General features: G+C 40.4%; 15 protein-coding genes. 9 read left to right on the top strand and 6 right to left on the bottom strand.

Features of this window, described 5'->3' with window-relative positions:
- Positions 1–258: 258 nt before the first annotated feature.
- The 3 genes from AC5JMK_RS04735 to AC5JMK_RS04725 form a co-directional block, all read right to left on the bottom strand.
- Positions 259–1,227 (bottom strand): FTR1 family iron permease, encoded by a 969-nt coding sequence (locus AC5JMK_RS04735; protein ID WP_495909500.1) that lies wholly within the window; start codon positions 1,225–1,227, stop codon positions 259–261.
- A gap of 87 nt (positions 1,228–1,314) precedes the next feature.
- Positions 1,315–1,749, bottom strand: coding sequence for a ferritin-like domain-containing protein (locus tag AC5JMK_RS04730; RefSeq protein ID WP_096676982.1), 435 nt, complete (start codon positions 1,747–1,749; stop codon positions 1,315–1,317).
- Positions 1,750–1,896: 147 nt separating this feature from the next.
- Positions 1,897–2,940: a ComEA family DNA-binding protein gene (locus tag AC5JMK_RS04725; protein ID WP_096676983.1), complete on the bottom strand. Its 1,044-nt coding sequence runs from the start codon at positions 2,938–2,940 to the stop codon at positions 1,897–1,899.
- A 286-nt stretch (positions 2,941–3,226) separates the two neighbouring features.
- On the opposite strand from AC5JMK_RS04725, the gene AC5JMK_RS04720 reads away from it, so the two are divergent.
- Positions 3,227–3,736 (top strand): GNAT family N-acetyltransferase, encoded by a 510-nt coding sequence (locus AC5JMK_RS04720; RefSeq protein WP_495909498.1) that lies wholly within the window; start codon positions 3,227–3,229, stop codon positions 3,734–3,736.
- A gap of 62 nt (positions 3,737–3,798) precedes the next feature.
- Here AC5JMK_RS04720 and AC5JMK_RS04715 read toward each other — a convergent pair whose 3' ends face one another.
- On the bottom strand, positions 3,799–4,824 hold the full coding sequence (locus tag AC5JMK_RS04715) for a multicopper oxidase domain-containing protein (RefSeq protein ID WP_495909497.1): 1,026 nt from the start codon (positions 4,822–4,824) through the stop codon (positions 3,799–3,801).
- Positions 4,825–5,168: 344 nt separating this feature from the next.
- Here AC5JMK_RS04715 and AC5JMK_RS04710 point away from each other — a divergent pair, with 344 nt between their 5' ends.
- The 7 genes from AC5JMK_RS04710 (at position 5,169) to AC5JMK_RS04680 (ending at position 10,994) form a co-directional block, all read left to right on the top strand.
- A complete protein-coding gene (locus tag AC5JMK_RS04710; RefSeq protein WP_495909496.1) occupies positions 5,169–5,918 on the top strand; it encodes an energy-coupling factor ABC transporter permease in 750 nt (249 codons plus the stop codon).
- 127 nt (positions 5,919–6,045) lie between these two features.
- Complete coding sequence (locus AC5JMK_RS04705; protein WP_495909495.1) at positions 6,046–6,954, top strand: cation diffusion facilitator family transporter; 909 nt, start codon at positions 6,046–6,048, stop codon at positions 6,952–6,954.
- A 141-nt stretch (positions 6,955–7,095) separates the two neighbouring features.
- Positions 7,096–7,425 (top strand): energy-coupling factor ABC transporter substrate-binding protein, encoded by a 330-nt coding sequence (locus AC5JMK_RS04700; protein ID WP_096676988.1) that lies wholly within the window; start codon positions 7,096–7,098, stop codon positions 7,423–7,425.
- Positions 7,409–8,221 (top strand): cobalt ECF transporter T component CbiQ, encoded by an 813-nt coding sequence (gene cbiQ / locus AC5JMK_RS04695; protein ID WP_096676989.1) that lies wholly within the window; start codon positions 7,409–7,411, stop codon positions 8,219–8,221. Before AC5JMK_RS04700 ends, cbiQ begins: the two co-directional genes overlap by 17 nt.
- On the top strand, positions 8,196–9,029 hold the full coding sequence (locus AC5JMK_RS04690) for an energy-coupling factor ABC transporter ATP-binding protein (RefSeq protein ID WP_096676990.1): 834 nt from the start codon (positions 8,196–8,198) through the stop codon (positions 9,027–9,029). The genes cbiQ and AC5JMK_RS04690 overlap by 26 nt, the downstream gene beginning before the upstream one ends.
- Positions 9,030–9,421: 392 nt before the next feature.
- On the top strand, positions 9,422–10,345 hold the full coding sequence (locus tag AC5JMK_RS04685) for an energy-coupling factor ABC transporter permease (RefSeq protein WP_096676991.1): 924 nt from the start codon (positions 9,422–9,424) through the stop codon (positions 10,343–10,345).
- On the top strand, positions 10,338–10,994 hold the full coding sequence (locus AC5JMK_RS04680; protein ID WP_096676992.1) for an energy-coupling factor transporter transmembrane component T family protein: 657 nt from the start codon (positions 10,338–10,340) through the stop codon (positions 10,992–10,994). The genes AC5JMK_RS04685 and AC5JMK_RS04680 overlap by 8 nt, the downstream gene beginning before the upstream one ends.
- Before the next feature lie 55 nt (positions 10,995–11,049).
- Here the strand turns inward: AC5JMK_RS04680 and AC5JMK_RS04675 are convergent, their stop codons facing one another.
- Positions 11,050–12,237 carry a glycosyltransferase family 4 protein gene (locus AC5JMK_RS04675; RefSeq protein WP_096676993.1) on the bottom strand — a complete coding sequence of 396 codons (1,188 nt, stop codon included), beginning with the start codon at positions 12,235–12,237 and terminating at the stop codon, positions 11,050–11,052.
- 65 nt (positions 12,238–12,302) lie between these two features.
- Positions 12,303–14,030 (bottom strand): DUF2079 domain-containing protein, encoded by a 1,728-nt coding sequence (locus AC5JMK_RS04670; RefSeq protein WP_495909499.1) that lies wholly within the window; start codon positions 14,028–14,030, stop codon positions 12,303–12,305.
- Between the two features lie 171 nt (positions 14,031–14,201).
- On the opposite strand from AC5JMK_RS04670, the gene AC5JMK_RS04665 reads away from it, so the two are divergent.
- Positions 14,202–15,596 carry a TldD/PmbA family protein gene (locus tag AC5JMK_RS04665; RefSeq protein ID WP_096676994.1) on the top strand — a complete coding sequence of 465 codons (1,395 nt, stop codon included), beginning with the start codon at positions 14,202–14,204 and terminating at the stop codon, positions 15,594–15,596.
- Positions 15,597–16,064 lie beyond the last annotated feature (468 nt).

Genomic DNA, 16,064 nt, shown 5'->3' with positions numbered 1-16,064 from the left:
TTTGATACTCGACGACGGGTCTTTGATACTCGACGACGGGTCTTTGATACTCGACGACGGGTCTTTGATACTCGACGACGAGTGTTTGATACTCGCTGACCAAGCCCCTTCAGGGCGGGAACTCTTAACAGGCAACAGAGGAGGAATTAGCCTTCGATTCAATGAACTTAATGCAGAAGGGGCTACCAAGCTCCCGTTATTTTTACGTGTCCCCGTGTCCCCCTTCCCTTGTCTTTAATCCCACCAGATCCTCAAGCCCTATTCCTTGGCTGAACCAATAGGTTTTTGTCCTGCTGAAATGCTCTTTCCACCTTGAGGTAAACCAGCCGTAATACCACGGAAATATAAACCTCCAATAGTTAGTAAAAATACTACGTATCCAACTGCCTGTACAACATAAAGATGTTCTCTGTAGCCAAACAGGGCTTTAATTACAATGCCAGGGAATTTTTCTTCTGGCAGAATATTGGCTGTATTCCAAACCATTGGCCCTAGTATACAAGAATGAATTTTAGTAAATCTTTCGTAGTAAAAACAAAGGCTTTCGGAAGCGCGATTACTAAGAGCATAATTAGCAGCAGCTTCATCAAAATTATGTAATGCAGAAATGACTAATCCACCAACAATTAATACCAGCAAAACACCCATTACCTGGAAAAATTGGCGGATGTTAATTTTCACTCCCCATTTAAATAAAAGCACACCAATTGCTGCTGCAACTGCAATCCCGCCAATAGCACCAAGTGCAGGAATTAGTCCTTGTTGAAAATTAGCAGCAATGAATAAAACTGTTTCAAAGCCTTCACGGACAACGGCAATTAAAATTAAGCTAAAAACACCCCAACCAGCATTAGTATTATCTTTTAAAGCATCTGTCACCGCTCCCTCTACTTGAGCTTTCATAAATCTGGCTTGTTTGGTCATCCAGATTAGCATCCAACTGAGCATAGCGATCGCCAGTAAACTGAAGACAGCTTCCATTAATGGTTCAACTACAGATGTGTACTGGGGATTAATTGCTCCCAATACTTGTATTACCCAACTAAATAGCAAACCAATCAGCGCACTTAAGGCAATACCAACACCGACACCAGCATACACCCAAGGGTTGAGTCGGGATTGTTTAGCTTTTTTCAACAAAGCCAAGACAATACCAACGACTAAGGCTGCTTCCACTCCTTCTCGGAGTGTAATTACAAAAGTAGGTAGAGCAGTACTAAAGTTCATCATTTGTCCTTTGTCATTTGTCCTTTGTCATTGTGTCATTAGTCACTAGCTAATAACTAATGACTAATGACCAATGACCATTGACTACTAACTAAAATCGCGTAACATTTTCTTCAGTTCAAGATTATGCATCTCTTCCTGACCGATCATAGTTCGAGCAAATTCTTCAAGATAAATGCTGGCATCTCTGACTGTATCAAGCAAGTTTTTATACAGGTCTAGTGCTTTCTTCTCGTGTGACAAGCTTTCTTCCAAAATATGTTTTACTGAATGCTTGTAACTTTCTTCGATTGGTGTAATTTTCAGGGTTGGATGTCCTTCTAAACCTGTGAGAATTTCTCCTACTTGTTGAGCATGAAGTAAAGATTCACTGGCTTGGGCCTTAAAAAAGGTAACAATCGGAATACGATTCGGACCAGTTACCATCAAAGAGTAATGAGTGTAACGCACAACTCCTGCCAATTCAAACTCCATGATGGCGTTGAGCAGGTCGATAGTCTTCTTTTGGTCAAGTTCTTGCATCAGTATCTTAAGTCTACGCTAGAAGTCAGAAGTTTTTGGTGATGACTAAATTTTAAGCTCTGACCTTGGAACAAAAAGTCAAGGGTAAGCGACTCTAGTCCTGATTTTGAGGACTAAAGTCCTTACTACGAACTTACTACGAACTTACTATCGCTGTGCTTGGGTTTTGGAATTGTCAATCACTTTTTGAGATTCTGATTCGATCGCTTTTATTTCTTTGGTGACTTCTTCTGGGGTATTAATTGGCTTGGCTGGTGGAATCACGGTAGGCCAAGTTTTTTTCAGTTGAGTCATACTCGCCTGAATTGCTTTGTCTGCGTCTGGATGATCTTTTGCCATTTGGCTAGAGATATCTTGATACAATTCGTCGGCGTAGAGTACAAAACCACGGGAATCTTGATATTCAATGGCTGCGGCTATTTTACCATCGGCGATCGCTGCACCATATTCTGAGTTTGCAGAATCTAACAAACCGTTAATTACCTGGAGTACAAATGAAGGTTGAGTGCGTTGTCCTTCTGGTAATGCTGCGATCGCTCCATCTACTGACTCCATAGAAGTAGTAAAATTAGTTTTGACTTTGGCATCTTTGGGGTTAGATTTCACCAAATCTTGCAAACTCACCAAAGTTGTCTTGAATTCTTTGACTTTGCGATCATTTAATTGATCTTCTACATCAACATAAATTTCTTCTACTGGGTGTCCAATATGAGGTTCTGCTTGTTTTGGTTGATTTTGATCCAAAAGTTCTTGGGCGACAAGTAAATGTCCTTTCATCAATCCTAGCTTGGTCATGTAATCTACATCTTTGGCTTCCCCAGTCAAAACCACTTCCTGAACAGTTACTTGATCCTTTATTTTGTCAAACTGTTCTTGGCTAATAACTTTCTTGCTAACTAATTCCTCTGGACTAGCATAAGGGCGATTTGCCTGAATTTTATTCGATAATGCTGGTACACCTAGCTGCGCCTCAAATTTATCCAACTCAGACAAGATAGCTGTATTGATGTTAATTTGTTTTTTGCTACCATGACCGCTATGACTTACTGCTTCTGTTGTTTGTGCAACAGAGTTGGGAGTGCTAGCTGCTGGTGAATTTTCTGTGGTTGAAGTACCACCATCATTACAAGAACTCAGAGTCACAATCGCACAAGCAGCGACAGCCAAACATACGTAACGAAAATTTTTCATCTTTGCTCCTGGGGATCTGTAAAAGCAAGTAAGTAAAAGCGTTTTTTAGCTATATCAGCAGTTGCATATGTCAAACTGCTATGGTGATATTTGACATCTTGTCTTAGATTTTGCTAAGTTATTCTTGCATCTAGTAAGAGTTTTTATCAACTATTTGACTATTTGATCAGGTGAAATTTAATAATTAGTTTCAAATTAATTGTGATAAAACTAAGATTAATTATCAATAATTCTTCAGATACAAAGGGTAAACGTTGCTAATTTCCCTGTTAGGCTACTTTGAGTCATGGTTTGGCTAGAAACACAACGTCTTATCCTCAGAGACTTCCAGCAAAAAGACGTCTATCAACTTGCACCAATTCTTGCAAATTCACGAGTCATGGAATTTTCTGTTAGTGGGATTCTCTCAGTTTCCCAAACGCAAGCGAAAATAGACAGTTTCATCACTTCATACAAAGCATTTGGATTCGGGAAGTGGGCTATCATTTTCAAACAAACTAACGAATTGATTGGTTACTGTGGAATTACAATCGACCAAATTGATAATGTAGCTGAACCAGAGATTGGATATCGATTAGACCCAGAGTTTTGGGGTAGGGGGTTAGCAACTGAAGCAGCATCAGCAACCATTCAATATGGATTTGAGGAAATCAAGTTTCCATACATTTTTGGAATTGTCGAGCGAGCAAATACAGCATCAGTGAGAGTGCTTGAAAAGTTGGGGATGAGATACGAAAGGAAAACAATTTTTCATGGTATTGAGATGGATGTTTATCGGTTAGATGTCGCAACTTAACAAATCGCTGGAGTAGAGACGCGAAATTTCGCGTCTCTACTTGGTCAATATTGCAATTTTGCTTAAGTATTCTTCGCTATATTTTGGGAATTTTTATCAGCAACGACTTCAAATAAACCCATACATCCGTTTTCTGCGATCGCATCTTGATGGGGATGAAACATATACTTACCTGGATAACGAAAAGCAAATTCTAAGATGTGACGTTCTGCTACACCCATCGTCACTACATCGCTTTTTTGGCTGGGAGTCAAAGTCATTCCAGTCGGATAAACATCAAAAAAATTAGCGTGCAAGTGAAATGTCACTGCGGGATCAAATTCAATAATGTTGAGAACATATAATCGAATCAACTGATTTTGGTAAATGGGAATCGGATTATCCATGTAGTAATGAGGTAAACCATTAAAGGCGTAATACTCATTGTGGTTATCGTCATTGACGTCATACCCAGCCATTATTAATACAATTTCATCTGCGCTTGGACGAGGCTTGGGCGGATCAACTATAAACATGCCGTATAATCCTTTGGCAATATGTCGAGTCACGGGTTCAATGTGACAGTGATAGAGATGAACACCAAAGGGTTCAGCATCAAATTCGTAAATTGTGGCGCTACCATTGCTTACTGGACGAACACCGTCCATTTCTGCGGGGTGAATACCATGAAAATGTAAAGAGTGGGAATGTCCAGCTTGGTTGAGGAACAATATCCGTACGCGATCGCCTTGTTTTGCTCTCAGTGTCGGCCCAGGGATACGACCATTCAAATCCCAGATATTGTACGATACAGCACTATTAAGTTGAATCTCGGAAGTACCAGCAGTTAAGCGAAATTCTCGGATTGTCCGCCCATTTTCTCGCTTCAGCGTCCCATAATCAAAATTTCGCAATACTTGTACTGGGTTGACAGCGCTGTTGGTATTTTCCTCTGTCTCTAAAGGTGGTACTCTCACCAATTGCTTTTGTGCTGCTAACCTATCCCATACCACAGCTGCACCAGTAACGCCTGCACCTGCTAATCCTAGTTTTAACAGTTGACGGCGATTTAACAATTTTTCTTGATTAAGAGCAAAGTAGTCAGGCATGATACTATCAGTAATAATTTGCAGCAAAAAGCAAACTGCAAATTTTTTGCAACTAATTTATATTCATATAGGAATTAAAAATTATTGTCAATAATTCTTTTTTGTCTTCAACCGAATATACATCCCCGACAATTTTTGCGAAGTCGGGGATCTGAACACCCGTGACACTAAAACAAAAGGACGGAAATCAAGCTACTATTCCCAACCTGCGAAAAGCCTATAAATATTTATTTCGGAAAATTATGATAATGATAATCATGATATAAATAGTTGAAGAATAAAAGTTACCAATATAAACTAAATCCTTATATATCTTCAAGGGATGGCTGATTTTGAGAATTATTTTGAAGGTAAAAGGTGTATTATCAATCCTGCTAGGGATTTTCAGCTTTTATATAGTTGTGAGTGCAGCAGCACCAGCCTATGCGATGCACATCATGGAAGGCTTTTTACCTGTAAAATGGGCAGTTTTTTGGTGGATAGTTGCTTTGCCATTTTTTGTGTTGGGGTTGCGGCGAATATCACACATTACCCAAGCAAACCCGCAATTAAAATTACTCTTAGCATTGGCGGGAGCATTTACGTTTGTGCTATCTGCCTTAAAAATGCCATCGGTGACAGGTAGTTGTTCTCATCCTACAGGTACAGGATTAGGAGCAATACTATTTGGCCCTTTAGCCATGTCTGTACTTGGTAGTTTGGTACTTTTATTTCAAGCATTGCTCTTGGCTCACGGTGGTTTGACGACATTGGGAGCGAATGCATTTTCGATGGCGATCGCCGGGCCGTTTGTTGCTTATTGGATTTATCGCTTAGTGATGACAACAGGTAAACAAAGATTAGCAATATTTCTGGCTGCTGCGATCGCAGATTTGGTCACTTATATCGTGACTTCGATCCAATTAGCTTTAGCATTTCCCGCACCAGTCGGTGGGATCGTCGCTTCCTTTGTCAAATTTGCCAGCATCTTTGCTGTCACACAAGTCCCTTTAGCAATTAGTGAAGGCTTGTTAACCGTACTAGTATGGAACTGGCTGGCTAATTATGGTCGTCAAGAATTAGAAATGTTGCAGCTAATCAAGCAAGATGAATAACATCAGGTATGGCTAATCACTGATCACCAACTTGTAATGACTTCAGACGATGGGTTAGGATGTCACACAATACATGAACATGTATTCATATATTATTTAGCAGAATAGACATTTTCCTCCCATAGCTATGTCCATCCATCATCACCACGACCACCACCATCAGCTCACTTACAATCGTGCCTTTATGATTGGTATTATCCTGAATATGGGATTTGTGATCGTTGAAGCAGTATTTGGTTTTCTGACGAACTCTTTAGCTTTAACTGCGGATGCTGGTCACAATCTTAGTGATGTGCTGGGGTTAATACTGGCTTGGGGTGCAACTTGGCTGGCTCGTCGTCGCCCAACGAAGCGTTATACTTACGGATTACGTCGTTCTTCGATCTTAGCTGCTCTTCTCAACGCTTGTTTACTGTTGGTCGCGATGGGAGCGATCGCCATAGAAGCGATTCAACGCTTGAGTAACCCCATACCAGTGACTGGAAACACTATCATTACTGTAGCCCTTGTCGGGATTGTGATTAATGGCATTACAGCTGCAATGTTCATGTCTGGTAAAGAGCGAGATTTAAACATTAAAGCAGCATTTTTACATATGGTGGCTGATGCCTTAGTATCTTTAGGTGTGGTTTTAGCTGGTATCGCCATTATCACAACTAACTGGCTATGGTTCGATCCAGTGATCAGCTTAATTATTGTTGTGGTAATTTTAGTTGGCACTTGGAAGTTGTTATCTCAGTCATTAGATTTGGTACTTGATGCTGTTCCTCAAGGAATAGATTTGTCAGCAGTACGTACTTACTTAGCGGAACTTTCTGGTGTGGTTGCTGTGCATGATTTGCATATTTGGGCCATGAGTACCACCGAGTCAGCATTAACAGCACACTTGGTTATGCTTACTGGTAATCCTGGTGATGCTTTCTTATCTCGAATCAGGATGGATTTACATGATAAGTTTGGCATTGAACACACCACAATTCAGATAGAAACTGGTAATTTCTTATTACCCTGCGCTCAGAAGAATTGCTGTGATTAATACTCTGTCAAGCTAAGTTTTAAAAGGTTCGTAGTGAGCGATTTATCGCTCTATTAAGCAATAAAGTGCTTACTACAAACTAGATAAATTTGATTGGTTGGACTACCAGAGAGTTACACATAATTATGGACTATTAATTGTATGACTCATTCAAAATCAAAAAATCAAAAACATAAATGGAATAATTGGTTATTACTATTAGCTGTAGTTGCATTGTCAGCAACACCATTGGTGGTACTCAAAGATGCAGAATTTGGTGGTGCAGATGGCAAAGCTCAAGAAGCTATTAAAGAGATACAGCCTAAATATGAACCTTGGTTTAATTCATTAATTCAAATATCTAGTTCTGAAGTACAAAGCCTCTTATTTGCCGTGCAAGCGGCTGCGGGCGCTGGTGTCATTGGTTATGTAATTGGACTTTATAAAGGGCGTTCAGAACAACAAAATCATCATAATGAAAATTCAGATTGATACCCTAGCTTATACTAATCGCTTGTGTTGGTTGCCACCTGAACAAAAATTACTGTTTGCAACTGTTATGTTGATAGTTGCTGCCTTTGCTCATCCTTTTGTACAAATCCTGATTGCAGTTTGGATGAGTATTTGGACAGTAATTTATGCGGGTATTCCTAGCAAAATATATTTTAAATTAATTTACGTAGCAACTTTTTTTTGGTTAACCAGTCTACCTGCTTTAGTTATTAATGTAATAGAAATATCTCATCTCAATTTAGTAGAAAATGACTCAATTATAGGATTAGCCTTTGGCAACTATTACTTATATATCAGTCATCATGGTGCTGTACAGGGTTTAACAATTTTAACGCGAGCTTTAGCTTCTCTTTGTTGTTTGTATTTTATTGTTCTGACTATTCCTTTTACTGCACTCTTGCAAACTCTAAGACATATAGGTTGTCCAGTAATAATTACAGAATTGTTATTACTGATGTATCGCTTTATTTTTGTATTGTTAAACACAGCTTCTGAGTTATGGGTTGCTCAACAAGCCCGTGGAGGATACTGTAATTTTGCTACAGGGATGAGAAGTTTAGCACTATTAATTGGACAACTTCTCAAACGCACAATAGAAAACTATCGTCAAGTTTGCTTGAGTTTAGAATCCAGGGGTTTTAATGGAGAATTGCGAGTTTGGCATCCCCATCGTTATCATCAATCAAAGCGTTATACAATAGAAGCTATTTTTGGTTGCGCTTTATTAATAGTATTAGAATGGGGGCAGAATGCAGGAATGGTTACTCGAATTTGAACAAGTAGATTATACTTATTCAGGCGCTAAAGAATCGGCAATTAATAATCTCAATTTCAAAATTCCAGCGAAAAAAAGATGTGCATTAATTGGTCAAAATGGTTGTGGAAAAACTACTCTTTTTTTATTAGCTAATGGTTTATACAAACCAGATAGAGGTAAAATTATTTGGCAAAGAATGCCTCTACAATATAACCGCAAATCTTTAGTAAAATTGCGTCAGAAAGTTGGCGTTGTTTTTCAAGACCCAGAACAACAACTAGTTGCTTCTACAGTGGAAGAAGATATTTCTTATGGATTATGTAATTTGGGTTTGCCAGAGATTGAAATTCAACAACTAGTTGAGCAATCATTAATTGAATTTGATTTAATAGAACTTGCTCAAAGACCTGTACATCATTTAAGTTTAGGTCAAAAAAAGCGAGTATCGATCGCAGATGTGATGGTTCTCAAACCAGAGTTATTATTGTTAGATGAACCCACAGCATATTTAGATAGATTGCATACTCGTAAGTTGATGACGACTTTACAAAATATCCATGCTGCTGGCACAACAATAGTTATGGCAAGCCATGATCTTGATTTAGTTTATCGTTGGGCAGATTGGATATTTGTGATGGATCGAGGAAGGCTGGTGCTGGAAGGAAAACCAGAGGATGTGTTTACTCAACGCGAAATTCTTGAGGAATTGCAGCTAGGAGTGCCTTTAATTTGTGAAATGTTAGGTGCTTTTAATGAACTGACTAAAGATAAAGCTATTTTAGAGCAATTACAACAGCGAATCTTCAATGAATTTCTTTATTTTTAGAAATCTTCCTTGCTTTATCCAAAAATCAGAAGCGATCGCGCTCTCAAGATATCGGCAAAGATGGGCTTCATGGATTGTGTTTCGGTGTGCCATAGATGTAGTGATCGTGCTTTTCGGCACTATGCTATCGGTACATTACGGCCGAGTCGTTTAGCTAGAATTACTGTATATGTCATACAAGTACTAATTGTTTACTTATAATTTTTAACAATCAAAAGCATAAGTAAATCATTTTATACAAATTTTCTTGTCAATAATCCGGAAGTAAGAGTATAAAATCCCCTAAGAGGGCATTGCAGAAAAGGGGTAAATTTTGTTTTTTTAAGAATTAGTTTGAACTGCGGCTATTAAGAATTTATTTGTGCAAATAAAAACAAAAACAGGGGAACCTAATGCATATTCCTGATGGTTTTATTTCTCCGCCAGTAGCAGCAGTTACTGGTGTGGTAAGTGTGGCGATGTTGGGTATTTCATTAACGCGATCGCGAGATGCTTTTGGAATTAAACACGCACCCATTTTGGGTTTAACTACTGCCTTTATTTTTGCTGCTCAGATGATTAATTTTCCTGTTGCAGGCGGTACTAGTGGTCACTTACTAGGAGGAACTCTCGCAGCAATTATCCTTGGTAATCCTTGGGCAGGTACAATATGCATCGCCACGGTTTTAATTATTCAGGCTGTGCTGTTTGCTGACGGGGGAATCACTGCTTTGGGAGCAAATATTTTTAACATGGCAATAGTGGGAGTCTGGGTTGGTTGGAGTTTAACCCAAACTTTACAGCGATTATTTGGGGGTTACAAAAGCCGCTTACCATTAGCAGCTGGAATCGCTGCTGCTGTGAGTGTGGTTGTGGCTGCGATCGCCTGCGCGCTTGAGTTGGCTATTTCGGGAACAGCACCTTTAGGATTAGCTTTACCAGCGATGACTGGTGTACACATTTTGATTGGAATTGGCGAGGGTTTGATTACCGGAGGCGTATTGACTTACCTAGCCACAGTTCGACCAGATTTGTTACCTGGAGAAGAACGACAATTAAGAGGGTGGGTAATACCAGTAGTAAGTATTCTTTTGATTTCTGGTTTAGTTTCCTTGGTTGCTTCCGCATGGCCAGATGGTTTAGAAAGAGTTGCTGAAAACTTAGGCTTTATTAACCTCGCCGATCAGGTGAGAGTGATAGTACCAACACCTCTAGCCGATTATGGCATAGAAGGATTGGGTTCACTCGGTACAAGTATTGCTGGGATTATTGGATCAATCGTTTGCTTTGGTGTTGCTTTTGGTATTGCTCAGGTAGTGAAACCAAAGAATGCTTAAACTTTCCTTACCCTTACCTTTACGCTTGCAGCTATCTCTAGTTATTGTAATTGGAGCAGCTTTATTAAAGTATGAAGCTTGGGAATGGCTAGCTGCATATGCTTCTATTGCACTGATTTGGGCTGTCTTATTAAGCGCCCCCATTCCTCAACTCACAGGTTTGTTGGGTACAGAATTAATATTTCTGTCATTAGTGGCTTTGCCTTTAGGATGGGAACGAGCCAGTTTTTTGTTGGTTCGTTCTCTGGTTTGCTTGCTGACAATGAATAGTTTTTTGCTAACTTTACCACCACACAGTTTTGGTATTGCTCTTAAAGCTCTACCTGTTCCGAGTGGTTTGAAACAAAGTTTATTGTTAGCAGGACAATACTTAGAAATTTTATTGTCAGAAGTCCAGAGAATGCAGCGTGCTGCTCAATTGCGAGGTATTAATGGCCCTGGTGGATGGTTACGTTACGCTAGTGCAGCAATGATTGGTAGTTTGTATCTCCGCAGTTTAGCAAGAGCAGAGCGAGTTTATGCAGCAATGGTAGCTCGTGGTTATACAGGAGAACTACCTGTAGATTCAAGATTAACAGCAAAAGAAAGATTAATCTTATTAGTTGCTTGTGCGATCGCGACTAGTTTAACCGTAGCTTCTTATTTGTAAAAGATAAAAGACGCAAAGAACTATATTTCTTTGCGTCTGGTGTGCATTCAAACTCCTACCAAACTATGAGCGATCGCTCATGTAGCACTCGCTCATACACCTGTTCTGTTTGCTTACCTAATTTTGGCCAGCTAAAGCGCCGTTCCAAATCTTCGTAAGCATTATCAGTCAACCATTGCCGATATCCGGGGTTTTTTAGCACTTCCAAAATTCCCCACGCCAGAGAATTAGGATTATTAGTATACGTGATAATACCTGTTTTTGTATGTTGTACTACTTCAGGAAACCCACCAGTGTCAGATACAACTACGGGTACACGAGAAGCAAAGCTTTCTAACGCCACAATGCCAAAGGGTTCGTAAAGACTAGGGAAAACAGCACAGTCAGCGATAGTTTGAAATTTATCTAAGTAGTCATCAGACATAAAGCCTGTAAAATAACATTTATCCCAAATGCCTGTATCCCAAGCTTGTTTTTTGAGATGATCAGTATTTCCACCACCAATAATTACAAACTTAACATAACCACCCATTTCCCACAAAACTCTAGGAGCCGCAGCTAGCAGTGAGGATACACCCTTTTCATAGGTCATGCGACCGACATAGTAAACAATTTTTTCGCCATCTTCAGCAAATTGCCGACGGAAGTCTAAGGCGTGAAAATCTTCGTGGTGGCGTTTCTTTTCTGGACGGATACCGTTATAAATAACGTCAATTTTATCCCAAGGACTGTGTAACGCCCGTTCTACTTCCCGGCGCATGTAGTCGGTGCAGACGATCACTCGCCAAGCGTTGTAGGCTAATAGTTCTTCTTTACTACTTATATAACATTGAGTAGCAGTATAAATACCGTTGTAGCGTCCGTATTCAGTAGCGTGGATTGTGGCAATCAGAGGAACTTTAAAAGTATGCTTGAGAGCGATCGCCGCATCTGCCACTAACCAATCATGAGCATGGATAATATCAAAAGGCCCTTCCTCCGAGATCAATTTTCCGCCATGACTACCCATACTTTGGTTCATGTTTACTACCCAGTGGAAAAAGTCATTTCCACCAGCTACAGGAATCCGATGCACACACACCCCTTCCACTAATTCATACATGGGTGCATGACCAAATTCAGGTGTGATCAGATGAACTTCATGTCCTAACTTAACGAGTTCTGGGTACAACTCTGAGACATGACGCGCAATTCCTCCAACAATACGGGGTGGAAATTCCCAACTCAGCACTAGTATTTTCATTGGATGCAATCCCCCAAGCCTTTACATTTCTCTAAAATTGGTCATTGGTCATTGGTCATTAATCATTAGTCATTAGTCATTAGGTAGGTAGGATGAGATATATATTTTTCTCCCTTCCCCGATCCCCAATCCCCGAACGCGAGTGCGTCTCCTCTGGAGAATCCCCGATCCTTTTCCACCAACTCTTGCCGGAATTGTAACCAAGCTGCTGCTGCTTTTGTGTCCGAACTGGCAGCTTTTTTTAAGAGAATGACGCCATCTTGAAAGCTGATGATTCCATATTCGCGATTATTGGTGAGCTGGTCAATCTGTGGTACTAAATCTTTTAATAAACGGCGATCGCTTTTAAATGCAGCTTGATACTTTTGTAACTGCCAAAGATCAGCGATCGCATAATCTACTTTGATCACTTTTTGAGCATCATCACGTAGTTCTAAAGCAGGTAAACGTAGGATTTCTCGCCGACTAGAAAGATGGGGAACCAAATAAGTTGTTGCAGATACACTAGCATCAGAGGGAATTTGTGCTAGCAAGGAACGCATCTGATTTACATGCTGCCATTGTTGTGGCAATGACACATATACTAGTGGTTTTACGGAATCAGGAATCAGAAAGTAAAAAGTGCGATTTGGGTTAGATGTGAAGCTAAAAAACAAAGATAGACAAATACAACCTATCCACAAGCGGCGAAATGAAGGTTTATATTTTTGCTGACGCTGCGACCACCAGAGAATAGACCCGTAAAATAATCCTGGAACTACAGTTAAGGCATAACGAATCGTAATCGAAAGAACAGATTCGCCCCGGCTGATGAATAATTGTAATAATGGAAACCCAGCTATCATCCAAGAACCAGGCGCAACAGCAGGTACAAATGCTAAGGGCAACCATTGACCAAGTAAATACTTAATTGTTCCATCTATTGGTGTGACTAATTCTACCAAAAACTGCACAGGATTAGTTATCATGCCCCGAATAATATCTAAAGTCGAGCCTTGATCACCATCAATATATTGTCCAAATCGTTCGATCGCAAATCGGCGTGAAGCATCTTCAGAAAACAGAGGCATGATTTTATTAGTCAACACCAATATGTAACCAAAACTGAGGATACACACAGCAACGCCAGCGCGGGGGAAGCGTTGACTCAAAATCATGTAAACTCCCACCCCAAATAATCCTATACCAGCATCTTCCCGCACAGCTAAAATCAAAACTGCCATCAACCAAAATAACCACCACCAGCGTTTTTCCATTGCTAGCAGCAGGGTAAATACAAACAAGGGAATCTGGCAAATGTCGTGAAAGTTACTTAAAGTCGGGCCGATCACCGCATTCGCAGCGTAAAAGCTGGCGGTAATCATGACTGCTAATCGTGGTTGGAGATATTGCCTAGCTAGTACGTATAGCACTAAACCCGCCGCCGTGATCAGCGTGACTTGCAAAACAGTCAAAGTTGCAGGAGAAGGAAACAAGGCGTAAATTGGTAGCCACAGCAACAACGCTGGTGTGAAGTGTTGCCCAAGCCGATGATAATATACTGTGGCAATTTCACCAGCATGAACTACATTTGTAGAAAGACTAGAAGAAAGAGAACTCTCAAAAAAGCGACCATGCAGATTATTCCAAAAAACTTGGTTAAAAATGCCTTGGTCGAAGGAAGCGTAAAAACTATAGTAGCGGTGCAGGGTAAATAACAGACACAGGAAAAAAAAGATTCCTGCCAACAGCAAAACATTTTTACTGGCATTACCTGCCTCTAACTTAAAGATTTTTGGCAGCTTTTCTTGCATTTTTAAGCACATCAAGGATAAATAATCAAGGCTTTCTGTACGCTCTATGGCGATCGCATTAAAAAAGAATACAGGATAAACGATCAAAAAATATCTACTTCTGTGTTCTCCCTTGTGTGATCACACTTTATCGGAGAATAAATTCAAGTCGTCGTTGTTCCTAGCAGCCAAATGCCTAGCTTACTTGTGGATGTGCAAAATTTAATTTCTGATTTACTAGAACGCTATTCATCGAAGGTAGATTATTTAATGATTCGCCTAGAAGAAGCTGAAGGTACAGATATATTTTTGCGTGGCGAAAAAGTCGAAACCCTCAGCGAAGCTATCTCCATCGGTGGACATGTTCGTGCTGCTTATAAAGGTGGATGGGGATTCAGCAGTTTCAACCGCTTGACAACAATTGCTGAACGCATCGAAGAAGCAATTGCTGCGGCGCGAATGGTTGGTGATGAAGAAACTGTACTTGCTCCCATTGAACCAGTGCAAGCTGTCTGTCAATTACCTTTGACAGGTACTAATCCGCGATATATTTCCTTGACTCGCAAAAAAGAATTGTGCGATCGCTATTGTAATCTCCTCGAAAGTGTAGACTATCGCATCAGCACCACATCTGTACGCTACAGTGATATCAGTCAAAGAGTAATAATTGCTACCAATGAAGGTACTTTCATTGAACAATCTTGGGTAGATATGGAAATGCGCTTTGCTGCCACAGCCAGAGATGGTGATACTGTCCAAACTGGTAGAGAAACCATCGGTTCTCGCCAAGCTTTTGAAGATTTAACCAACTTAGACACCCAAGTCAAAAGCGCCGCTCAAAGAGCAGTAGCAGCCTTAGCACTACCATCAGTCAAAGGTAATACCTACACTGTAGTTATTGATCCCATTCTCACTGGTTTATTTGTCCACGAAGCTTTTGGACATCTTTCAGAAGCAGATATGGCTTACGAAAACCCAGATTTGCTGGAAATTATGACGATTGGACGCAGGTTTGGCCCAAAAGAATTGCAAATTTTTGATGGTGCAGCCCCCACTGGACACAGAGGTAGTTATTTATATGATGATGAGGGAACACCTGCGACAACTACGCAGTTAATTCAAGATGGAGTATTAGTCGGAAGATTGCATTCTCGCGAAACCGCAGGGAAATTAGGAGAAGCGGCAACAGGTAATGCTAGATGTCTTAATTATCACTATGCACCCATTGTCCGCATGACTAACACATGGATAGAAAAAGGTAAAACACCTGTAGCTGATTTATTTAGTGGTATCAAAGAAGGAGTTTATGCCCGTAACTGGTTGGGTGGAATGACTAACGGCGAAATGTTCACCTTTAGTGCTGGGGAAGCTTGGATGATTAGAAATGGGAAAATAGCCGAACCAGTAAAAGATGTCACTCTTTCAGGAAACGTATTTCAAACCCTCACAGATATAGAAGCAATCGGTGACGACTTTTACTGGGACGAATCCGGTGGTTGTGGCAAAGGTGGACAAAATGGTTTATCTGTAGGTTGTGGCGGCCCAAGTCTGCGAATACGCGATGTAGTTGTTGGGGGAGAGGCGTAAGTAATTGGGATTCTCTGTGGGAGTATCTCAAATGTTTAAGATCCCCGCATACTGGAAGTCTGGGTCTAGACAAACTAAGTCCGCCTGCGTGGACTAGTTGTAGCCTGCGTAGGCTGGCTCTGATGGCGAATGGGAAGCCGTCCTACGGGCAATACGGTTCGGATAAGACAAATCAATTGACGTTTAAACCCTGTAGAGACGTTGCAGTGCAACGTCTCTACATGTCCAAAATTATGACGAAAAATTCTTAACCGAACCGTATTGGTCCTACGGGCGTCTATGTTTGTGTGGTCGCGACTTCTAGTCGCTCTTGTTTTTTCAAAAATTGGGATGCTCTAAATCGTTTCGGCGGACTCAAAAATCATTTCGGCGAACTCAAAAATCATTTCGGTGAACCCAAAAATCATTTCGGCGAACCCAAAAATCATTTCGGCGAACTCAAAAATCATTTCGGTGAACCCAAAAATC

The sequence above is a fragment of the Pelatocladus sp. genome, from assembly GCF_059505505.1.
This window is presented reverse-complemented; position numbering and strand designations above follow the sequence as displayed.